Consider the following 20,367-nt stretch of genomic DNA (forward strand, 5'->3'; position numbering starts at 1 on the left):
CGTGGCTGATTTCGACGACGAACGCATTGCTTCCCTGAAGCAGCGCAGGAAAGCCGCCATCCTGGATCGGTTTCTGACCTTCGCCGGCCTGGCGCTTGCCGGCGCCTCCGCCTTCTTTCCCTGGTACGTCTTCTTCAACGCGGACAAGTTCGGCATCAATGTCGCCAGCAGCAGCAATTCGCGCGAACTGCCGGACTGGCCGGCCCGCAACGTCTTCAGCGTCTCGCCGCTTGCCATGGTCAACAAGAACGAAGCGGACAAGAAGGCCCCGCCGATCGATCCGCTGACGACGGCGACGGTCTCCGATCTCGGCAAGGAGCGCGATGGCCGCGCTATACAGGAGGATCAGCCCTTCCCCGGCAAATCGTCCTTCCGGCTGTTGCATGTTTCCAACGGCCGGGCGCTGATCGAGGATCCCTCCGGCATGTATGTGGTGCGCATCGGCTCGATCCTGCCCGATGAAAGCCGCCTTGCGACACTCGAGCAGCGCGACGGCAAATGGGTGATCGTCACCTCCAAGGGCGAGACCTACCAGAACAATTGAACCTGTCCGCAAACGCGGAAGGCAACAGGGGCTCCGCCGTGACCGGCCGGAGCCCCTGTTTTTTACTGCGTCATTCCTTAAATCGATTCCGATTTGGGGAAATGACTCAGCAATTCAGAGAGTTACAGCGTCCTGGCGCATCGGCAAGACGCGCGGCGCCGTCATAGCGGCGGCCTTCGCCGAAAACCGCCTCGAAGCCTGAATTCCCGTAAGTCCCACGCAAGATTACCGCACTAGGTTCGGGACAGTAAAAACGGAGAGTTCTCATGCAACCGATCCAACTTTTCGACTTGGCTTCGCGGCAGGCGGAATGGCTGACGATTCGTCAGCAGGTTGTTGCCGGCAACATCGCGAATGCCAATACCCCGAAGTTCCACGCCAAGGACGTTACGCCCTTTGATGCGGTGCTCGACAATTCCAATATCAACATGGCGCGCACCAATCCGGCGCATCTCAGCGGCAACGATTTCAGCGACAGCGGCGATATCGACGTCAAGGATGCCGCGCTCGACCAGGAAATCGGTGTCCAGGAATCCGGCAATACGGTCGGTTTGGCCGAGGAGCTCTCCAAGTCGGGCGATATCAAGCGTCAGTACGATCTGAACACCTCGCTGGTCAGTTCCTTCAACCGCATGATGTTGATGACCGTCAGGAAGTAAAGTTATGGATCCGCTTTCAGCAGCAATGAAAATCGCCGGTTCCGGGCTCGAGGCGCAGTCGACGCGGCTGCGCATCGTCTCGGAAAACATCGCCAATGCCCGCTCGACGGGTGACACGCCCGGTGCCGATCCCTATCGCCGCAAGACGATCACCTTCGGCCAGCAGATGGATCGCACCAACGGTGTCGAGACTGTCGGCGTCAAAAAGGTCGGCGTCGACGAAGGCGACTTCAGCACTGAATTCGACCCCAGCAATCCGGCTGCGGACCCGAAGGGCGTCGTCAAACTGCCGAACGTCAATATCCTGGTTGAGATGGCCGACATGCGCGAAGCCAACCGCTCGTATGACGCCAATCTGCAGACCATCAAACAGACCCGCGATCTCATCTCCTCCACGATCGACCTCCTGAAGAGCCAATAATAATGATCAGCAGCGTCCAGAACGTCAGCAACCTTTCGATGACCCGTGCGCTCGGCGCCGTCGACACCGAAAATTCCACCTCGTCGTCTGCCGCCACCATGCCGGGCGCCGCAGGTGCGGCCAACGGCATGAGCTTCGCCTCCGTCATGGGTAACATGGCGAGCGACGCGGTCAGCAGCCTGAAGGGTGCGGAAAGCATGTCCTTTGCCGGTATCAAGGGCACGGCGACGACGCGCGAAGTCGTCGATTCCATGCTCCAGGCCGAGCAGACGCTGCAGACCGCGATTGCCATCCGCGACAAGGTCGTCTCGGCCTTTCTCGAAGTCACCAAGATGCAGATGTAACTGATTTGAGGACGAACACATGAGAGCGCTCGCCATCGCAGCAACGGGCATGGATGCCCAGCAGACCAATCTGGAAGTCATCGCGAACAACATCGCGAACATCAATACGACCGGTTTCAAGCGCGCCCGCGCCGAATTCTCGGATCTTCTCTACCAGACCGAACGTGCCAAGGGTGTCGCCAACCGCGCCAACCAGGCCGTCGTTCCGGAAGGTGCCAATATCGGCCTCGGCGTCCAGACCTCAGCGGTCCGCAACCTGCATCTCCAGGGCGAACTGACCCAGACCGGCAACGATCTCGACGTGGCGCTGATCGGCAAGGGCTTCTTCCAGATCCAGTCGACCGACGGGACGACGCTTTACAGCCGCGCCGGCGCCTTCAACAAGAACGACCAGGGCCAGCTCGTCACCATCGACGGCTACGAGGTCCTTCCCGGCATCACCATTCCGACGGGCTCGACCGAACTGACGATCAGCCGCTCCGGCCAGGTCACAGCCAAGCTGCCGGGTGCGACGGAGGCAACCGAGCTCGGCCAGTTGACCCTTGCCGACTTCGTCAACGAGGCGGGTCTCCAGCCGCTCGGCGACAATCTCTTCCAGGAAACGCCGGCCTCCGGCGAAGCCGTCATCGGCAATCCCGACGAGGAAGGTTTCGCTTACATGAAGCAGGGTTACCTGGAATCTTCGAACGTCGACCCGGTGAAGGAAATCACCGAGCTGATCTCGGCCCAGCGCGCTTATGAAATGAATTCCAAGGTGATCACCACCGCTGACGAAATGGCCTCCATCGTCAGCAAGAATCTGAAGTAAAGGGAAGGGCCGAAACATGATGTTTTGCCGGGCAGGACACATCTCAGGATGGGTGGCAGCAGCCACGATCGCAGTCGCGGGCATTTTCTTGCCCGCGGACGTGGATGCCGGCATGGGTTATGCCGTCGTTCCGACGACGATCATCTACCCCGGCGACACATTGTCGTCCAGCCAGCTTCAGGAGGTCGAGGTTACCAACCCCAACCTCGCCGGCGACTATGCCAAATCCATTTCCCAGGTCGAAGGCATGGTCTCCAAGCGTACGCTGTTGCCGGGCCGGACGATTTCGGTTTCGGGCCTGCGCGAGGCCTATACGGTGACGCGCGGCTCTTCGATCCGTCTGGTTCTGTCGTTCGGCGCGCTGACGATTTCCGCCGCCGGCACGCCGCTCGAAGACGGCACGACCGGGCAGGTCGTCCGCGCGCGCAATATGGACTCCGGCGTCATCGTCAGCGGCACGGTGCTTGCGGACGGCACGGTCCATGTGAGGGCAAAATGAAATTGTTCTTCCGCTTCGTCACCCTTGTCGCGGTTCTCGCCATGAGTTTGGCTGATGTCGTGCCCGCCTGGGCGCTGACTTCCCGCATCAAGGACATCGCTTCCCTTCAGGCCGGCCGCGACAACCAGCTGATCGGTTATGGCCTCATCGTCGGCCTCCAGGGGACCGGCGACGGCTTCCGGTCCTCGCCCTTCACCGAGCAGTCGATGCGCGCGATGCTGCAGAATCTCGGCATCTCGACGCAGGGCGGCCAGTCCAACGCCAAGAACACGGCGGCCGTGATGGTCACCGCCAACCTGCCACCCTTCGCAAGCCCCGGCAGCCGCATCGACGTGACGGTGAGCTCGCTCGGCGATGCGACGTCGCTGCGCGGCGGCACGCTCGTCATGACCTCGCTTTCTGGCGCCGACGGCCAAATCTATGCCGTCGCGCAGGGTGCCGCCATCGTTTCCGGTTTTCAGGCGCAGGGCCAGGCGGCGACCGTGACCGAAGGTGTCACCACCGCCGGCCGCGTGCCCGGCGGCGCGATCATCGAACGTGAACTGCCGTCCCGCTTCAAGGACTCGGTCAATCTCGTCCTGCAGCTGCGCAACCCCGACTTCTCGACGGCGATCCGCATCGCCGACATCGTCAACGGTTATGCCTCGGCGCGCTTCGGCGGGCCGGTCGCCGAAGCCAAAGATTCGCAGGAAGTCGTGATCCAGAAGCCGCGCACAGCCGATCTCACCCGGCTGATGGCCGATATTGAAAATCTCATCGTCGAGACCGACACGCCGGCCAAGGTGGTCATCAACGAACGCACCGGAACGATCGTCATCGGGTCCGACGTCCGCGTCTCGCCGGTCGCCGTCAGCTACGGCACCTTGACCGTCCAGGTCACCGAGACGCCGCAGATCATCCAGCCCGAACCCTTCTCGCAAGGCCGGACCGCCGTCCAGCCGCAGACCGATATTGCAGCCGAGCAGACCGGCGGGCGCGTCGCCATCATCGATGGTCCGGATCTCAGGACCCTTGTCGCCGGTCTCAACAATATCGGCGTGAAACCGGATGGCATCATCGCCATTCTTCAGGGCATCAAGTCGGCGGGCGCCCTGCAGGCGGAGCTTGTGCTGCAATGATTGATATCATCAACCCTGACATGACGGTTTTGCAATTGCTGCGCCGGCTGGCGCTGCCCGCCGCAGGCCTCGTCCTTCTGTCGATCCCCAGCGCCTTCGCGCAGGAACATGCGCCGGCCGGCGACATCACGTCCCAGGACGAGATCAAGCAGTTCTGCACCAACATCGCCGAGCCCGCCCGCGACCAGCGTTACCTCCTGCAGAAGCAGGAACTGGAAAAGCTTCGCGCCGACATTGACGCCCGCATGGCGGAAATGGACAAGCGCAAGGCCGAGTACCAGGACTGGCTGAAGCGGCGCGACGATTTCCTGAAGCAGGCGGAGGCCGGCCTCACCGAAATCTACAGGAAGATGAAGCCGGATGCGGCCGCACTCCAGCTGCAGGACATGAAGATCGAGGTGGCCTCCGCCGTGATCATGCGGCTCGGGCCGCGTCAGTCGAGCCTCATCCTCAACGAGATGGACCCTGAGAAGGCCGCGGTCATCGCCAGCGTCATCGCCAGTGCGTCCGATCCCAATACGTCGAAGGATCCTTCATGAATATGCGTTTCCCGGCCGCGATCGCCGCCCTCGCACTCCTTGCAGGTTGCCAGTCTCCGACGGCGGTCAGCGAGATCGGCCGTGCGCCTGCCATGAGCCCGATCGGCAGCGGCCTTGCCTACGGGCAGACGCCGCAGATGGCGCTTTATCCGAAGCAGCCGCGCGCCGTGGCGCAGGGCTATTCGCTGTGGAGCGATTCGCAGGCCGCCCTCTTCAAGGATGCGCGCGCGCTGAACGTCGGCGACATCCTGACCGTCGACATCCAGATCAACGACAAGGGCTCCTTCGACAACGAGACCAACCGCAGCCGGAAGAATTCGAGCGGCATGAACTGGGACGTCAACGCCCAGATCTTCGGCTGGACGCCCGAGTCCAAGACCGACCTCACCTATGGTTCCGACACCAGCACCGACGGCAAGGGCAAGATCGAGCGCACCGACAAGCTCACCCTTCTGGTCGCCGCCGTCGTCACCGGCATTCTCGAAAACGGCAACCTTGTCATATCAGGCTCGCAGGAAGTCCGCCTGAACCAGGAACTGCGCATCCTGAACGTTGCCGGTATCGTTCGTCCGCAGGACGTCAATGCCGAAAACCAGATCTCCTACGACAAGATCGCCGAAGCCCGCATCTCCTACGGCGGCCGCGGCCGTCTGATGGAAGTGCAGCAGCCTCCGCGCGGCCAGCAGGCCGTCGATCTTTTCTCGCCGCTTTGAGGCTGAACGACGATGGCAGAGCCAGACGCAAGCGCAGGTCAATCGCAGAAGAAATCCGGCGCGCTGATGACGATCATCGGCATCGCCGTCCTGACCCTGCTCGGCGCCGGCGGCGGCTGGGCGGTCGGCACGATCGTCGCGCCCAACATCAAGGGCGCCAAGGAGGTCGAGCAGGCCAAGGATGCTGAGGCCAAGAAGAAGGCCGAGGAAGGCCTGGCGCGCATCTCGACCGAGGCCAACAACGTCGTCCAGCTCGAGCCGATCACCTCGAACCTCGCCTACCCCTCAGAAAACTGGGTGCGACTCGAAGTCGCGCTGCTGTTCAACGGGCCGCCGGATGTCAAGGTTTCCGAGGATATTCACCAGGATATCCTCGCCTATATCAGGACCGTTTCCCTCCAGCAGATCGAGGGGCCGCGCGGCTTTCAATATCTCAAGGATGACATACAGGAACGTGTTGACCTTCGCTCGCAAGGGCGGGTATCGAAGGTCATGTTCAGGACATTTGTCATCGAATGATTCGTCTCATAGTTTTCCTTGCCGCCATGATGGCGGTACCGGAACTGGCGGTGGCACAGCAGCTGCCGACTGACTTGTTGAACGTGCCGGTCGATGGCTCCGTCGCCGCCTGGATCATCCGCACATTCGGCCTGCTGACCATTCTTTCGGTCGCTCCGGGCATCCTGATTATGGTGACGAGCTTTCCGCGCTTCATCATCGCCTTCTCGATCCTGCGCTCGGGGATGGGCCTCTCCTCGACGCCCTCCAACATGATCCTCTTGTCGCTGTCGCTGTTCATGACCTTCTACGTCATGTCGCCGACCTTCGATCAGGCCTGGCAGAACGGCGTGCAGCCGCTGCTTGCCAATCAGATCAACGAGACCGAAGCGGTCCAGCGTATCGCCGAACCCTTCCGCACCTTCATGGCGGCCAATACCCGCGACAAGGATCTGGCGCTCTTCGTCGATCTGGCGCGCGAACGCGGGCAGAATATCCAGACGACCGATCCGATCGACTACCGCGTGCTGATCCCGGCCTTCATGATTTCCGAAATTCGCCGCGGCTTCGAGATCGGCTTCCTCGTCGTGCTGCCGTTCCTCGTCATCGACCTCATCGTCGCGACCATCACCATGGCGATGGGCATGATGATGCTGCCGCCGACCTCGATCTCGCTGCCTTTCAAGATTCTCTTCTTCGTGCTGATCGACGGCTGGAACCTGCTCGTCGGCAGCCTGGTGCGCTCGTTCAGCTGACCGGCTGCCGCCGCTTGGATATTCGCCAATGAGAAACCCGCCGGATCGCTCCGGCGGGTTTCTCATTATGCAGCAATTCAAAGAGCTACAGCGTCCGTTACGCGTCTGAAAGACGCGCGGCGCTGTAGCGGTCGAAAAGCCTCATTCGGCCGCGAACGGCGCCGTGCGCGGCGGCAACGCCGGAATGTCCATGTGATCGGGGGCAAGACCCTGCTTGGCGCGCTCGGCCATGATTTGATAGGCCTGCTCCAGATGGTCGCAGAACCGTTCTGCGTCGAAGAGCGGCGCGGTATAGCGCTTCTCCTTGAGATGCGCCTTGTACTCAGCGATCCGTCCGGGATTCTCAGCCAGTTCGACAGCCATATCCTCATAGGCCTGCAGGTCGGGCGCGACGAGCTCAGGCAGGTCGATGGCCCTGAGCAGGCTCTCGCTGACGCGTGAGGCGAAGTTGGTGCCCTTGACGGTCAGGACCGGCAGGCCGCCCCAGAGCTGCTCCGAGGTGGTCGTGTGGCCATTGACGGGGAAGGTATCGATGCCGATATCGGCCGCCTGCTGGCGGTCGATGTGCTGTTCATAGGGCGCGCGGGGGCAGAAGATGATCCGCTTGGCGGAAATGCCCGCCGTCTGGAATTGCTTCAGGAGGTTTGCCTGGTTGCGCGGCGTATTCGCCATCAGCCAGAGCACGCTGTTCGGTGCGCGCTTGAGAATGCGGCACCAGCTGTCGATCGTCTCCGGCGTGATCTTGCGGTTACCGTTGAAGGACGCGAAGATGAAGGCGTCATCAGGCAGGCCGAGTTGCTCGCGGGTGACAGGACGCGGCTTCGGACGATGCATCGGGTCGTTCGGCTGGTAGCTCTCCGGCAGGCGGCAGAACTTCTCGTGGTAGAAGGGCTTGGCCACCTCGGGCAGGACGAAATGGTCGCCGATGACGTAATCGAGATCGACATTGACCGTGCTGCCGGGAAAACCGAGCCAGCCGACATGCACCGGTGCGAGCGGCAGGTTGAAGGCCGTCGCGCGACTGCCCGAAGTGTGGCCCTTCAGGTCGACCATGATGTCGATATTATGCTCGCGCACCGCTTCCAGCACCGCTTGATCGGAGAAGCCGTGAACGGTGACGATCCGGCCCCAGCGGCTGCGGTCGATCGTGTTGTGCTTGAGGTATTCCGGGCCCGTATGGCAGAAGAGCGTCACCTCGAACCGGTCCGTGTCGTGCAGTTCCAGGATGCGCTGCAAGAGCTTCATCGTCGCATGGCGATCCCAGAAGTCTGATGACATGTAGCCGATGCGGATCTTGTCCGACCATGTGTGCGGTTGATTGCGGCGGAAGGCCACCCGTTCCTGGTTGAGGGGGGTGGTGCCGATCGTCGCATACCGGTTGAAGTCTTCGTTGCCGCACCAGTGCAGATGATAGAACGGGTTGTCCTTGCGCAGGATCTCGATATCGCCCTTTGCAAGGGCCGCGTCGATTACCGCCTGATGCTTGCTCGCCTCTTCGAACTCATTGAATTCGCGGGCGAAAACAAGGTGAAGGAAGCGAAATGCGAGGTTGCCGGGAAAACGCTTGAAGATGTTGCGCGCGAGGTTCTGGTTGGTTGCGTCGTTCAGATCGTCGCTCAGCAGCAGGGCCGCCAGGCGCATATGATCGGGATTGGCACTCTGCGACAGCACCGTCTTGAACGGGCGGATGATATCCCGCTGCTGGCGCTTCAGATAGATCGCGGTGATGATGAAGGCGAGTTCCGCATCTTCCTGCGCCCTGGTGAGGTTTCGCATGGCGATCAGCAGAGCATCGTCCTCGTTGCCGGTCTCGTAATGCAGCTTGGCAGCCTGTTTCTGGTATTCGTAGGAATTCGGTCCTTCGCAATTCCCGGCCAGGCCATAGGCTTTCGCGGCATCGGCCTTGAAGCCGAGCTGCACGAGGTTCTTGGCCAGCAGCGCATAAGTCTTGGCGTCCTGCTGGATATCCATCAACTGGTTGAGCGTCGCCAAGGACTGTGTGTAGCGGCCCATCTGGTAATCCTTGGATGCCGCAGAGAACGAAACTTTGCTGTTCAAAACCCAACTCCGTGAAGGAAATGTTCTGGCATGGCTGTCGATCGCCGAAGCGCGCATGGACCGTCCTCCCAAAAACGAGGTCAGTCCGATGATGCTATCCCGGCATCTGCCATACTGGCATTCGAAGCTTGCTTGAAACCGGTGGCGCGATGAGTGCCTGCTTTGTCCGGAAAGCCTCGACTGTCCCAGGAAAACGCCCCTTCCGCCGGTAAAGTTTTCTTATGCCGCTCGAATTCGGATGCCGAAAATTATCTTCAGCAGGCATTAACTAAGCCTTGTGAGAAGGCATTAACTATGCCCTGCGAGGAGCCGGCCGAGGGTCCGTATTTTTAAGGAGTTGGCAAGCATTGGCTGCGAGATTGCCCTGGACATGACGGGTTTGGGCCAAACAAAACAGGCGCCGAGTAGCATGAAGCTGGTCCGTCATCGCCGGTACTATAGTCCGGTATGTCCTCCTTTTTGTATCTAGTTTCCAGGGGACAGACTTATGACAAGCATTAACACGAATTCTTCCGCACAGGCCGCTCTCCAGACGCTGCGCAGCGTCAACCAGAACCTGAACAACACGCAGAACCACGTTTCTTCTGGTTACCGTGTTGAAAAGGCTTCGGACAACGCTGCTTACTGGTCGATCGCAACGACCATGCGTTCTGATAACAAGGCTCTCTCGGCCGTCTCCGACGCTCTCGGCGTAGGCGCCGCCAAGGTCGACACTGCTTACACCGCCATGGACAGCGCCATCGACGTCGTCGGCGACATCAAGGCGAAGCTCGTTGCCGCCACTGAAAACGGCGTCGACAAGGCCAAGGTCCAGGAAGAAATCGGTCAGCTGCAGCAGCAGCTCCTGAGCATCGCTCAGTCGGCTTCCTTCAATGGGGAAAACTGGGTTGCCGGCGCTGACGGCACCAAGAGCGTCGTCTCCTCGTTCGTCCGTGACGGCTCCAACGCCGTTTCGATCACCACGACCGACTATGTTCTCGACAGCGGCTCTGCAGGCAACGTTCTGTTCGGCATGAGCGGCGGCTCGGTCGAAACCTCCACGGGTATCCTCGGTACTTCGAGCGGTGCGACCGGTTCGATCTACGCGATGGACATCACCAGCTTCACCGCCGGCCAGATCCAGTCGGCTCTGACCAACGTTGAAGCAGCTCTGAAGTCCATGACCAGCGCAGGCGCTGCTCTCGGCTCGCTCTCCAGCCGCATCGACGCCCAGGACGACTTCGTCTCGGCTCTGAGCGACTCGATCGACTCCGGTGTCGGCCGTCTCGTCGATGCCAACATGGAAGAAGAGTCCTCCAAGCTCAGCGCCCTGCAGACCCAGCAGCAGCTGGCGATCCAGTCGCTGTCGATCGCGAACTCCTCTTCGCAGAACATCCTGTCGCTCTTCCGCTAAGACCGGTCGGCACAAGGTTTCCAAGTTTCGCGGCCGGGTCATCCCCGGCCGCGAAATATTTTAATATAAGGTTAATGAAAATCCTTCTAAGCCTCAGATATTTTTAAGTAATTTCAAATTCGAATTCAGCTTTCCTTAACCATCTTGGTGTTTTCTAGGCCCATCGAAACGGCGAGTTAACCTTAACGGAAATGGTTAACAGGCATGATGCTGATCGCTGTGGGCCGGCCGAAAATCCGGAATGTCCCTGTTTAAAATCTGCCAACAAGGGGCAAGCAAACTATGACGAGCATCAACACCAATAACGCTGCAATGGCAGCCCTCCAGACTCTCCGTGGCATCAACCAGGGTCTCCAGGAAACCCAGGCCCACGTTTCGTCCGGCTATCGCGTCGGCAAGGCTTCGGACAACGCTGCTTACTGGTCGATCGCAACGACCATGCGTTCTGATAACAAGGCTCTCTCGGCTGTCTCCGACGCTCTCGGCCTCGGCGCTGCAAAGGTCGACACCGCTTACTCTGCTATGGACAGCGCCATCGACGTCGTCGGCGACATCAAGGCCAAGCTCGTTGCCGCCACTGAAAGCGGCGTCGACAAGGCCAAGGTCCAGGAAGAAATCAGCCAGCTGCAGCAGCAGCTCCTGAGCGTCGCTCAGTCGGCTTCCTTCTCCGGTGAAAACTGGGTTGCTGGCGCTGACGGCACCAAGAACGTCGTTGCCTCCTTCGTCCGTGACGGCTCCAACGCCGTTTCGGTCGTGATGACCGACTATGTTCTCGACAGCTCCTCCATGGGCAACGTTCTGTTTGGCATGAGCGTCGGCTCGGTCGAAACCTCCACGGGTATCCTCGGTACTTCGAATGGTGCGACCGGTTCTGTCTACGCAATGGATATCACCAACTTCACCCTCGGCGAAATCCAGTCGGCTCTGACTAACGTTGAATCGGCTCTGAAGGCGATGACCAGCGCCGGCGCTCAGCTCGGCTCGATCTCCAAGCGCATCGAACTGCAGGAAAACTTCGTGTCCGCTCTCAGCGACTCGATCGACTCCGGTGTCGGCCGTCTCGTCGACGCCAACATGGAAGAAGAGTCCTCCAAGCTCAGCGCCCTGCAGACCCAGCAGCAGCTGGCCGTCCAGTCGCTGTCGATCGCGAACTCCTCTTCGCAGACCATCCTCACGCTGTTCCGCGGCTAATAACCCGCCGAAACATCAGCCCGCCGGTCTCCGGCGGGCATCTCGGAATCGAGCCGCGCTTCAATGGAGCGCGGCTTTTTTAATGTCCGTTAACGATCGATTAACCATAATGCTGTCTTCTGCGGTCAACGAGACGGTGGGTTAACCAAATTTAAGAACCGGTTAACAGGCATGAGGCTGGTCCCCGTTCCCGGTAGCTTTCCGGAATGTCCCTTTTTTCCATCTGCCAACAAGGGGCAATCATTTCATGACCAGCATTTTGACGAACGTTGCGGCAATGGCCGCTCTTCAAACACTTCGCGGAATCAACGACAGCCTCGAGGATACGCAGAACCGCGTATCATCGGGTTACCGCGTCGAGAAGGCGGCCGACAACGCCGCCTACTGGTCGATCGCAACGACCATGCGTTCCGACAACAAGGCTCTCTCGGCTGTCTCCGACGCTCTCGGCCTCGGCGCTGCCAAGGTCGACACCGCTTACTCCGCCATGGACAGTGCCATCGATGTCATCAGCGAGATCAAGGCGAAGATCGTCGCTGCAACCGAAAAGGGTGTCGACAAGGCTAAAGTGCAGGAAGAAATCGGCCAGCTGCAGCAGCAGCTCCTGAGCATCGCGCAATCGGCTTCCTTCTCCGGTGAAAACTGGGTCGCGGGCGCTGACGGCACCAAGAGCGTCGTTTCCTCGTTCGTCCGCGATGGCAACGGCAATGTCTCGGTCAAGACGACGGACTACATTCTGGACACGAGCTCCACGGGCAACGTTCTCTTCGGCATGGACTCGACCGGCGCGATCGAGACCAGCTCCGGCCTTATCGGCACATCATCCGGTACGATCGGCTCGATCTACTCGATGGACATCACCAACTTCGATTCGCCTGAGATCTCCATGGCCCTGACGTCAATCGAGGCAGGCCTTGAGGCGATGACCAAGGCTGCATCGCAGCTCGGCTCTATTTCCACTCGCATTGAGCTGCAAGAAGGCTTCGTCAGCGCGCTCAGCGATTCGATTGACTCCGGTGTCGGCCGCCTCGTCGACGCCAATATGGAAGAAGAATCCTCCAAGCTCAGCGCTCTGCAGACCCAGCAACAGCTGGCTATCCAGTCGCTGTCGATCGCCAACTCCAGCGCTCAGAACATCCTCACGCTGTTCCGTAGCTAAGTCAGGCGCTGAAGCTGGACCGAATCTTGCGCCGTCGTCTGGCCGCAAACGAGAAGCCTCCCGGACCGCGCCCCAAAACGGCGCGGTTCTTCCTTTTATATCAACGGCTTGATCGAAATTTCTGGCGACGCGCCGGGCTCGGCGCCAGGCTCTTGCCCAACCGGTTGATATCGAGTTAACTTCGCTTTGAGTTGATTTGCTTTGCGACACACCGGTGGAAACTCTGCCGGAGGCATGACGCCACCCCAGTCGCCGCCGGCAATCCGGCCTGCCCTTTCACCCCGATTCCGAGACCTGTCGATGACCGTTAAGATTACCAGCGCGGCCGCGGTGAATGCGCTTGCGGTGCTGCGCAGCATAAACAAAGAAGCCAGCCAGACCCAACAGCAAGTATCCTCGGGATATCGTATCGAGACGGCCGCCGACGATGCGTCCTACTGGTCGGTCGCGACCGTCATGCGTTCGGACAGCACCAATCTCGGAACGATCGGAGATGCGCTCGGCCTCGGCGCTGCCAAGGTGGATGCGACCTACACGGCGATGGACTCGGCGATCGATCTCATCGGTGAGATTCGCGCCAAGCTGGTTTCGGCAAGAGAACCAGGCGCCGACAAGGACAAGATCAACGCCGAGATCAGTGAATACAAGGAGCAGTTGCAGACGGTCGTCGAATCGACGTCGTTTGCGGGTGAAAACTGGCTGTTGAACGGCGATGCCGCCGCGCCGCCGACATGGCAGGTGATCTCTGGTTTCGTGCGCGCTCCAACCGGCGAATATCAGGCTCAGACCATCGATTTCCCATCCTCGCAGACCATCCTCATCGACAAGAACAATGCGAGCGGCGGCCTGCTGACCAAGTCGGTCGATGCCAACGCGATCAACAACAGCGGCGCGACGTCGCGGAACTATTATCTGCTGAACGCCAACTCCACCACGCCGGCGACAGGTACGGAAATTGCGATTGGCAAGAACACGACCGATGCACAACTCACCGACATGCTTGACGTGACCGACTCGCTGCTCTCCTCGCTGACGACCACGGCCGCGTCCATCGGCGTGATGAAGACGCGCATCGACGATCAGATCGACTATACCGCCAATCTGTCCGATTCGATCGACAAAAGCGTCGGTGCGCTCGTCGATACCGACATGGACGAGGCTTCGATCCGGCAGAAGGCGATCGAAACCCAGAAGCAGATGGCCGTCGAAGCGATCTCGATCCTCAACACGGCCGCAAGCAAGATCCTGATCCTGCTGGAATAGGGGCGGGCGCGATCACGGGTGGCGGCGGCGCCATTCATCCTCGCGCAAGTTTGACTGCCTAGTTTCCGGCATGAAGGCATCGTCCGAATCCGTGCCGGCGCAAGGTCAGGCTCTTGCCCGTTTCGAAGGGGATGCCGACGCACAACGTCACTTTGAGCGGGGGCGGGCATGTTGCATGCCTCCCGAATGCTGGATGGTTTTTTATGAGCATTGCGCTTTCCCGGTATTTGAAGGATTTCGGTGAACCGGAATCGTCAGCGCCGATCCTCGACATGGACGATTTCGGCAGCGACGCTTTCCCCGAAATGGCGAGCGAACCGGCGATCGACGTCGAGGCGGAGCGCCGCGAAGCCTATGCGGAAGGTCATGCCGCAGCGACCGTGGAATTGACTGAGAAATACGAACGCGAGGTGCGGATGCTGGCGGAGGTCCATGCGCGTGAACTCGAAGAGCTGAAGCTGCGTTACGAAGTCGAGGCGGCGGCGGTCATTGCATCCCGCATCCGCGATATCGCCGAAGAGATCGCTCAACTGGTCAGCGCCGGCGCCGCCGTTGCCATCGCGCCTGTGATGACCGAAGCGCTTGCCGCCAAGGCTGCCGAAAGCCTCGCCTCTCTGCTGCGTGACGCGATCCTCGAAGGCGCGGCCGGAGCGGTCGTCGTCAGGGGGCCGACCCGGCTTTTCGACATATTGAAGGCCGAGCTCGGCGAACATGCCGAGGCGGTTCGCCACATTGAGACCGACGATATCGATCTTGCCGTCGAAATCGGTGATGCCGTCATCGTCACCCGTATGTCCGCCTGGGCGGCCAGCTTGAAGAAAGTTCTCGAATGAGCGAAGGCGAAAACCACCACCACGGCAAGAACGAGATCATCATCGTCAAGAGACATGGCGGCGGTGATCACGATGGCGCCCATGGCGGTGCGTGGAAAATTGCCTATGCCGACTTCATGACGGCGATGATGGCGTTCTTCCTGGTCATGTGGCTGGTCAATGCCGCCAACGAGGAGACCAAGGCCTCGGTCGCGACCTATTTCAATCCGATCAAACTCTCCGACGAAAAGCCGACCGAGAAGGGCCTGAAGAAGCCCGTCGACAACGCCGAGGGCGAAGAGAAGCAGGAGAAGTCGAAACAGAAGGAAGAAGATCCGAACGACGGCAAGGCCGCGGCGGATGGTGACGACCAGACATCGACCTCAGGCGACCAAACCAATTATTCCGAGGCCGATTTCTTCGAAAATCCCTATTCGGTTCTGGCCGAGATCGCCCAGGAAGTCGGCCAGCAGGCCAATGTCAGCGCCAAGGGCGACGGCGGTGCCGCCGATTCCGGCCCGGCCACCGGCGCCGATGGCGGCGAGGCCTATCGTGATCCCTTCGATCCGGATTTCTGGACGAAACAGGTCGAAGTCACCACCGCCGGCAAGACGTTGCCGCCCGGCAAGAGCGACCAGCAGGCGGTCGAGAGCGAGACAACCGAGATCGCCAAGGTCGAGGATATGAAGCCTATACCGCTGACCACCGATCAGAAGGCCGCCAAGGAAACCAAAGAAACTAAGGAAACCAAGGGCGCGGTCGAAGCCAAAGACGGCAAAGCGCCGGCTGGCAAGTCGCCCGAGGACAAGAAGGCCGAAGCTCAGAAGGCAGCCGATCATCAGAAAGACGCAGACAAGATCGCGGCCGAAACCGAACAGCAACAGCAGAAGGAAGCAGAGCAGCTGCAGGCGCAGATCGCCCAGCAGATCGGCGGCGTTGCCGGCAAGCTCGCTGAAGGTCTGACCGTGACGGCGTCCGAAGGCGGTTTGCTGGTCAGCATCTCCGATCAGACCGACGATTCGATGTTCAATATCGGTTCTGCGGTTCCGCGCCAGGAGATGGTGCTGGCCATGGAAAAGATCGGCGCGATCCTGAAGGAGAGGGGTGGTGCGGTTGCCGTCCGCGGCCACACGGATGGTCGCCAGTATAAGGGCACGCAGAATGAGAACTGGCGGCTTTCGATGGATCGCGCCCAAAGCGCCTACTACATGCTCGTACGCGGCGGGCTCGACGAGAAACGCATCTCCCAGGTCTCCGGCTTTGCCGATCGTCGGCTGAAGCTGCCGTCTGACCCGTTCAACGCGACCAATCGCCGGATCGAGATCCTGGTGCAGGCGGATCAAGGATAGTCGAATGGCGCGTCGGCAGCACCGTTACGTCGGATTTGTGGCCCTCGGCCTGGCGCTGCTTTCGCCGGCCGGAGGCAACGCGCAGGATCCGGACGATCTCGCGCCGTACAAGATGCTGCGATCGTTGCAATTCGTGCAGGATTCCGTCGTCAGCGGCGATCATTCGGCCGGCGAGATGCAACGCTTCATGCTGGGCACGATCGACGAGCGGCTGCGCACTGTCGATCCTTCGACATTCGACGACGACCGCAACGTCGACGCAGCGCTGATCTACGCGATGAGCGGCGGCAATCCCCAGACACTCGAATATCTGATCGCCCATGACGTCAACGGCTATTTCGACAACCGCGTCACCGATGTGCTGCGCAAATATCTGAGCGGCAAGGGGCTGCTCGTCGCCAAGACACTGGAGGAGACGGCCAGAGAATATCGCGACAAGAAGATCGGCCCCTACCTTGCCCTGATCGGCGGCAACGTATTGATCGCGACGAAACCGACAGACGCGCTGGATCTCTACGACCAGGCGCGTCTTGCCGCTCCGGGTACGATCGTCGAGGAGGCGGCGTTGCGCCGCTCCGTCGCCATCTGCGTCGACAAGGGAATGCTCGACAAGGGAATGGCCTATTCGCAGCGCTATGTCAGACGCTTCCTGCATTCGCCCTATGCCAGCCAGTTCGCCGATCTTTTCGTCACGCTCGTCGTCGGCCACGATCACGACGTGAAACCGCAGGATGTCATCGACATCCTGTCCTTCATGGACGCCCCGCGCCAACGCGAGGTCTATCTGCGCATCGCCCGCGCTGCCGCGATATCAGGCAAGCCGGAGCTGGCGCGCATGGCGGTCGGTCGCGTGCAGTCGCTTGGCGCCGGCACCGACAATCCATTCGGTTCGCTTGCAGATTTCTATGGCGGCATGGCCGGCCTTCCTACGGAGGATATCGATCAGGCGGCGAAGAATGTCAGCGGCATCGACGGCAACGCGCTTTCGCCGCGGGATCAGGCGCTGCAGGAGGCCGCGCGGTCCGTCGCCGACCAGATCCTGCGCGCTCCCGACCCGGCAAGCCTGACGCAAGCCTCGGATCCTAACACTGACCATCAAGAAATCACTTCTGAAAAGGCTGCGGCTATAGCCACGCAACCGGGAGCGCCAGGCGCGCTTCCCGAGCCTGTTCCGGGAGGTGTGGCATCGACTGGCCAAAGCCAGGATACCGACCCCTCATTCAACGCATTTGTGACGACCAATCGATCCAAGCTCGACGAGATCGACGGTCTTCTGGCGCAGGAAGGCAACGAACAATGATGGATATGAGCGTCTCGGGCGGAGCCCCCGGTGCGGAGTCCGCCGCGACTGCGAAATCTGCGCGACCGGCCGGAAAAGACGATGCCGCCGGCCAAAAGAACGGCTTCTCCGACGCGCTGGCCAAGGCAAGCGGCAGTGCTGCCAATGACGATGCCGACGATGCGCAGCCGAATCAGGGCGTGGCAGCCGATGGCAGCGCCGAGAAAGCGGCGCAGTCGATCCGCGGCCGCAACGGCGCAAAGCCGTTGATCGATCTTAGCGACGCCGCGCTGAAGGCACAGGCGGAGGCGCAGCCGGAAACGATCGTCAGTGCTGACAAGGCCGCGGCAAAGCCGGTAAAGGCCGAGATCAAAATGCCGACCGATCTCGCCCTCGGCAAGCTCGATCCGAAGGACAGTTCCGCAAACGGGGTCGCTCCGGCAGCCAAGGGCGGCAAACACACCAAGGCCGACGCGCTGGAAACCGATACGGATAAGGCCAGCGACGATGATGACGGCGGCATTTCCGATGTTCTGGGTCTGCTGAAGCAGGAGCCCGCCGACGGGACCGTGACTTTGCCGGCGGCCACCGCGCATCACGTCTCTGCAAACGTCGACGAGGCTGGAGCTGCCGACAGAAAACTCGATGGTATCGAAGCCAAGGCGGGCGGCCATGCGTCCGACGCTCTTGCCGCCGTCAGCGGCAACGTCGAGAGCGGCAAGGCGGATAATATCAAGGTTCCCGGATCGGAGGCTGCCGAAGCCGCCGATGGCAAGACATTCAGGATCAGCCGCGCCGATGGCCGCGGCGTCTCGATGGATGTCCACATCGGCACCGATCAGGTCGGTCCGAAAGATGGCTCGAAGAAGGCCGATGTCGAAAACGTTTCGGTGCTCGAATCGCGCCGCTATATCGGCCTGATGCAGAATTCGAATTCCGCTGCCGTTACCGCCGCTCTCTCCGGCGATTCCGAATGGGCGCGCGCCATGGAGCCGAGCTCGGCGCTCTCCAACGCGGCGGAATGGACGAGCACCGGCAGGGTGGTCAATACGTTGAAGATCCAGATGAACCCGCTCGATCTCGGTCTGGTGACGGCGACCATGCGCCTGTCCGGCGACGCCCTGAACGTCGACCTCAAGGTCGAAACCGGGGCGGCCTATCGTCAGATGAAGGAAGATCACGGCAAGATTCTCGAAGCTCTGCGCAGCCAGGGTTACGCGGTCGAAAACGTCACCATCAGCATGGCGCCGGTCGAGCGTTCCGACGCCGGCAACCAGGGCCAGGCCTCCCAGCAGCAGTCGCCCCCCCAGCAGGGGCAGGGCGGCGAGGCGCGCGAGCGCCACAATCAGACGGCACAGCGGACGGACGGAGGCTTCAATGGCGCAGGCGAGACTGGTATTGAAGACGCTCGTGCTGGCGGCAGCAGTGGTACTGGCGGCGTTTACCTCTGAGGCATCAGCCTCCACCGGCGCCTGCGAACGCGAGATCCAGTCGGCAGCGGCCAAATACGGCATCCCGGAAGGGATCCTCTATTCGGTCGGTCTGACGGAAACCGGCCGCAAGGGCTCGCTCTATCCCTATGCCATGAACGTCGAAGGCAAGGCGATCTTTCCGCCCTCGGAGCAGGACGCGATGCGACAGTTCGATGTCGCCCGCAACAGCGGCGCCAAGCTCATCGACATCGGCTGCATGCAGATCAACCATTACTTTCACGGCGAGAATTTCCGGTCCGCCGAGGAGATGTTCGACCCGCATCGCAACGTCGAGTATGCGGCAAAATTCCTCCGCAATCTGCATGACCGTCACGAGACATGGACGATGGCGGTAGCCAGATACCATGCCGGACCGAACAATAATCCGGCACAGAAGCAATATGTCTGCCGCGTCATCTCCAATCTCGTCGCCACGGGTTACGGCAAATGGACTCTCAATGCGAGTAACTTTTGCCGAAATTGATTCAACCAAAGATAGAAGAGGCGTATTGTGACGAAACTGTGTCACAATGTGGCGGGAATCCGGCGTGAATCCCCCGCGCAAGTCATATTTAACCGACTGTTAACTTTTCCACGAAATTTTGGTGGGCATATTTAGGGCTACCCACTAGATATAGATCAAATCGCTACCCAGATCTTAATCAATTATTAGTTTCTGCCATTAACTTTAACGAGTTGTCGCCGATTCGTGCGATTCGTACCCATAGATCATCGAAGTGCCACACTGATTCGGAGGCGGACGAATGATCGTAGTGGTTGATGAGCGTGAGCTCGTGAAAGATGGATACACATCTCTGTTCGGTCGTGAGGGCATTCCCTCCACCGGCTTTGATCCAGCGGAATTCGGCGAGTGGGTACAAACCGCCGCCGATTCCGATATAGCTGCAGTCGAGGCCTTCTTGATCGGTCAAGGCCAGCGCAACTTCGAACTGCCCCGGGCGATCCGGGATCGGTCGATGGCGCCGGTGATTGCGGTCAGCGATCAGCACTCGCTCGAAAACACCCTTGCGCTGTTCGATTGCGGCGTCGACGACGTGGTGCGCAAACCGGTGCATCCCCGCGAAATCCTCGCAAGGGCGGCTGCGATTCGGCGCCGGCTGAAGGCGATCACCAACTATACCGAGATCGGCGGGATTCGCGTCTTCTCGGATGGCCGTGACCCCGAGATCAACGGTGAAGTCTTCGCACTTCCCCGGCGCGAGCGCCGCATCCTCGAATATTTGATCGCCAATCGCGGTCGCCGCGTCACCAAGACCCAGATCTTCAACGCCATCTACGGCATCTTCGATGAAGAGGTCGAGGAGAACGTCGTCGAAAGCCACATCTCGAAGCTGCGCAAGAAGCTGCGCAAAAAGCTCGGCGTCGATCCGGTCGATTCCAAGCGCTTCCTTGGTTACTGCATCGATTGGGCCTGATTTTCTCCGCCGGGCGGCGCCTGGCTGAACCGCATATCCGGCCTCGCAGCTCGCATG

At 60.5% G+C, this 20,367-nt stretch carries 22 protein-coding genes; 21 read left to right on the plus strand and 1 reads right to left on the minus strand.

What is annotated here, in order from left to right; translation table 11 throughout:
• Window position 1: 1 nt before the first annotated feature.
• The 11 genes from ACM5SV_RS23410 to fliP all read left to right on the plus strand — a co-directional run bounded on the left by ACM5SV_RS23410 (window position 2) and on the right by fliP (window position 6,898).
• The gene (locus ACM5SV_RS23410; RefSeq protein WP_012756059.1) at window positions 2–544 is read left to right on the plus strand and encodes a hypothetical protein; all 543 of its coding nucleotides are present in this window, start codon (window positions 2–4) and stop codon (window positions 542–544) included.
• Between the two features lie 266 nt (window positions 545–810).
• Complete coding sequence (gene flgB, locus ACM5SV_RS23415; RefSeq protein ID WP_012756060.1) at window positions 811–1,203, plus strand: flagellar basal body rod protein FlgB; 393 nt, start codon at window positions 811–813, stop codon at window positions 1,201–1,203.
• Between the two features lie 4 nt (window positions 1,204–1,207).
• Window positions 1,208–1,624, plus strand: a complete 417-nt coding sequence (gene flgC / locus ACM5SV_RS23420) for a flagellar basal body rod protein FlgC (RefSeq protein WP_003556520.1) — start codon at window positions 1,208–1,210, stop codon at window positions 1,622–1,624.
• A 2-nt stretch (window positions 1,625–1,626) separates the two neighbouring features.
• Window positions 1,627–1,968: a flagellar hook-basal body complex protein FliE gene (locus ACM5SV_RS23425; RefSeq protein WP_003556525.1), complete on the plus strand. Its 342-nt coding sequence runs from the start codon at window positions 1,627–1,629 to the stop codon at window positions 1,966–1,968.
• Between the two features lie 19 nt (window positions 1,969–1,987).
• The gene (gene flgG, locus ACM5SV_RS23430) at window positions 1,988–2,776 is read left to right on the plus strand and encodes a flagellar basal-body rod protein FlgG (RefSeq protein WP_012756061.1); all 789 of its coding nucleotides are present in this window, start codon (window positions 1,988–1,990) and stop codon (window positions 2,774–2,776) included.
• A 16-nt stretch (window positions 2,777–2,792) separates the two neighbouring features.
• Window positions 2,793–3,275, plus strand: a complete 483-nt coding sequence (gene flgA / locus ACM5SV_RS23435; protein WP_012756062.1) for a flagellar basal body P-ring formation chaperone FlgA — start codon at window positions 2,793–2,795, stop codon at window positions 3,273–3,275.
• On the plus strand, window positions 3,272–4,393 hold the full coding sequence (locus tag ACM5SV_RS23440) for a flagellar basal body P-ring protein FlgI (protein WP_012756063.1): 1,122 nt from the start codon (window positions 3,272–3,274) through the stop codon (window positions 4,391–4,393). The genes flgA and ACM5SV_RS23440 overlap by 4 nt, the downstream gene beginning before the upstream one ends.
• On the plus strand, window positions 4,390–4,932 hold the full coding sequence (locus tag ACM5SV_RS23445) for a MotE family protein (RefSeq protein WP_012756064.1): 543 nt from the start codon (window positions 4,390–4,392) through the stop codon (window positions 4,930–4,932). Before ACM5SV_RS23440 ends, ACM5SV_RS23445 begins: the two co-directional genes overlap by 4 nt.
• Complete coding sequence (flgH, locus tag ACM5SV_RS23450; RefSeq protein WP_003556536.1) at window positions 4,929–5,645, plus strand: flagellar basal body L-ring protein FlgH; 717 nt, start codon at window positions 4,929–4,931, stop codon at window positions 5,643–5,645. Before ACM5SV_RS23445 ends, flgH begins: the two co-directional genes overlap by 4 nt.
• A 12-nt stretch (window positions 5,646–5,657) precedes the next feature.
• Window positions 5,658–6,164 (plus strand): flagellar basal body-associated FliL family protein, encoded by a 507-nt coding sequence (locus tag ACM5SV_RS23455; RefSeq protein ID WP_012756065.1) that lies wholly within the window; start codon window positions 5,658–5,660, stop codon window positions 6,162–6,164.
• Window positions 6,161–6,898: a flagellar type III secretion system pore protein FliP gene (fliP, locus tag ACM5SV_RS23460; RefSeq protein ID WP_003556541.1), complete on the plus strand. Its 738-nt coding sequence runs from the start codon at window positions 6,161–6,163 to the stop codon at window positions 6,896–6,898. Before ACM5SV_RS23455 ends, fliP begins: the two co-directional genes overlap by 4 nt.
• Before the next feature lie 141 nt (window positions 6,899–7,039).
• Here the strand turns inward: fliP and ACM5SV_RS23465 are convergent, their stop codons facing one another.
• On the minus strand, window positions 7,040–9,013 hold the full coding sequence (locus tag ACM5SV_RS23465; RefSeq protein ID WP_222016307.1) for a glycosyl transferase: 1,974 nt from the start codon (window positions 9,011–9,013) through the stop codon (window positions 7,040–7,042).
• Between the two features lie 430 nt (window positions 9,014–9,443).
• Between ACM5SV_RS23465 and ACM5SV_RS23470 the strand changes: the two genes are divergently transcribed.
• The 10 genes from ACM5SV_RS23470 to rem all read left to right on the plus strand — a co-directional run bounded on the left by ACM5SV_RS23470 (window position 9,444) and on the right by rem (window position 20,310).
• On the plus strand, window positions 9,444–10,349 hold the full coding sequence (locus ACM5SV_RS23470) for a flagellin (RefSeq protein ID WP_012756067.1): 906 nt from the start codon (window positions 9,444–9,446) through the stop codon (window positions 10,347–10,349).
• 282 nt (window positions 10,350–10,631) lie between these two features.
• The gene (locus ACM5SV_RS23475; RefSeq protein ID WP_011650481.1) at window positions 10,632–11,540 is read left to right on the plus strand and encodes a flagellin; all 909 of its coding nucleotides are present in this window, start codon (window positions 10,632–10,634) and stop codon (window positions 11,538–11,540) included.
• 247 nt (window positions 11,541–11,787) lie between these two features.
• Window positions 11,788–12,699, plus strand: coding sequence for a flagellin (locus ACM5SV_RS23480; protein WP_012756068.1), 912 nt, complete (start codon window positions 11,788–11,790; stop codon window positions 12,697–12,699).
• Between the two features lie 300 nt (window positions 12,700–12,999).
• On the plus strand, window positions 13,000–13,962 hold the full coding sequence (locus ACM5SV_RS23485) for a flagellin (RefSeq protein WP_012756069.1): 963 nt from the start codon (window positions 13,000–13,002) through the stop codon (window positions 13,960–13,962).
• A 203-nt stretch (window positions 13,963–14,165) separates the two neighbouring features.
• Window positions 14,166–14,795, plus strand: coding sequence for a hypothetical protein (locus ACM5SV_RS23490; RefSeq protein WP_012756070.1), 630 nt, complete (start codon window positions 14,166–14,168; stop codon window positions 14,793–14,795).
• A complete protein-coding gene (locus ACM5SV_RS23495) occupies window positions 14,792–16,123 on the plus strand; it encodes a MotB family protein (RefSeq protein ID WP_113546501.1) in 1,332 nt (443 codons plus the stop codon). Before ACM5SV_RS23490 ends, ACM5SV_RS23495 begins: the two co-directional genes overlap by 4 nt.
• A gap of 4 nt (window positions 16,124–16,127) precedes the next feature.
• A complete protein-coding gene (gene motC / locus ACM5SV_RS23500) occupies window positions 16,128–17,423 on the plus strand; it encodes a chemotaxis protein MotC (RefSeq protein ID WP_222016304.1) in 1,296 nt (431 codons plus the stop codon).
• A complete protein-coding gene (locus ACM5SV_RS23505; protein ID WP_221963693.1) occupies window positions 17,420–18,853 on the plus strand; it encodes a flagellar hook-length control protein FliK in 1,434 nt (477 codons plus the stop codon). The genes motC and ACM5SV_RS23505 overlap by 4 nt, the downstream gene beginning before the upstream one ends.
• Window positions 18,801–19,358, plus strand: coding sequence for a transglycosylase SLT domain-containing protein (locus tag ACM5SV_RS23510; protein WP_222016347.1), 558 nt, complete (start codon window positions 18,801–18,803; stop codon window positions 19,356–19,358). The genes ACM5SV_RS23505 and ACM5SV_RS23510 overlap by 53 nt, the downstream gene beginning before the upstream one ends.
• Before the next feature lie 280 nt (window positions 19,359–19,638).
• Window positions 19,639–20,310 carry a transcriptional activator Rem gene (gene rem / locus ACM5SV_RS23515; protein ID WP_003545558.1) on the plus strand — a complete coding sequence of 224 codons (672 nt, stop codon included), beginning with the start codon at window positions 19,639–19,641 and terminating at the stop codon, window positions 20,308–20,310.
• Window positions 20,311–20,367: the final 57 nt, after the last annotated feature.

It is taken from the genome of Rhizobium sp. CRRU65 (genome assembly GCF_048551595.1).
GTDB lineage: Bacteria > Pseudomonadota > Alphaproteobacteria > Rhizobiales > Rhizobiaceae > Rhizobium > Rhizobium leguminosarum_J.

Coding starts and splice junctions, on each gene's coding strand:
- ACM5SV_RS23465 (WP_222016307.1), bottom strand. CDS start 9,013: ATGCGCGCTTCGGCGATCGACAGCCATGCCAGAACATTTCCTTCACGG.
- ACM5SV_RS23425 (WP_003556525.1), top strand. CDS start 1,627: ATGATCAGCAGCGTCCAGAACGTCAGCAACCTTTCGATGACCCGTGCG.
- ACM5SV_RS23475 (WP_011650481.1), top strand. CDS start 10,632: ATGACGAGCATCAACACCAATAACGCTGCAATGGCAGCCCTCCAGACT.
- flgH (WP_003556536.1), top strand. CDS start 4,929: ATGAATATGCGTTTCCCGGCCGCGATCGCCGCCCTCGCACTCCTTGCA.
- rem (WP_003545558.1), top strand. CDS start 19,639: ATGATCGTAGTGGTTGATGAGCGTGAGCTCGTGAAAGATGGATACACA.
- ACM5SV_RS23445 (WP_012756064.1), top strand. CDS start 4,390: ATGATTGATATCATCAACCCTGACATGACGGTTTTGCAATTGCTGCGC.
- ACM5SV_RS23480 (WP_012756068.1), top strand. CDS start 11,788: ATGACCAGCATTTTGACGAACGTTGCGGCAATGGCCGCTCTTCAAACA.
- ACM5SV_RS23455 (WP_012756065.1), top strand. CDS start 5,658: ATGGCAGAGCCAGACGCAAGCGCAGGTCAATCGCAGAAGAAATCCGGC.
- motC (WP_222016304.1), top strand. CDS start 16,128: ATGGCGCGTCGGCAGCACCGTTACGTCGGATTTGTGGCCCTCGGCCTG.
- ACM5SV_RS23440 (WP_012756063.1), top strand. CDS start 3,272: ATGAAATTGTTCTTCCGCTTCGTCACCCTTGTCGCGGTTCTCGCCATG.
- flgB (WP_012756060.1), top strand. CDS start 811: ATGCAACCGATCCAACTTTTCGACTTGGCTTCGCGGCAGGCGGAATGG.
- ACM5SV_RS23495 (WP_113546501.1), top strand. CDS start 14,792: ATGAGCGAAGGCGAAAACCACCACCACGGCAAGAACGAGATCATCATC.
- flgA (WP_012756062.1), top strand. CDS start 2,793: ATGATGTTTTGCCGGGCAGGACACATCTCAGGATGGGTGGCAGCAGCC.
- flgC (WP_003556520.1), top strand. CDS start 1,208: ATGGATCCGCTTTCAGCAGCAATGAAAATCGCCGGTTCCGGGCTCGAG.
- ACM5SV_RS23490 (WP_012756070.1), top strand. CDS start 14,166: ATGAGCATTGCGCTTTCCCGGTATTTGAAGGATTTCGGTGAACCGGAA.
- ACM5SV_RS23505 (WP_221963693.1), top strand. CDS start 17,420: ATGATGGATATGAGCGTCTCGGGCGGAGCCCCCGGTGCGGAGTCCGCC.
- flgG (WP_012756061.1), top strand. CDS start 1,988: ATGAGAGCGCTCGCCATCGCAGCAACGGGCATGGATGCCCAGCAGACC.
- fliP (WP_003556541.1), top strand. CDS start 6,161: ATGATTCGTCTCATAGTTTTCCTTGCCGCCATGATGGCGGTACCGGAA.
- ACM5SV_RS23485 (WP_012756069.1), top strand. CDS start 13,000: ATGACCGTTAAGATTACCAGCGCGGCCGCGGTGAATGCGCTTGCGGTG.
- ACM5SV_RS23470 (WP_012756067.1), top strand. CDS start 9,444: ATGACAAGCATTAACACGAATTCTTCCGCACAGGCCGCTCTCCAGACG.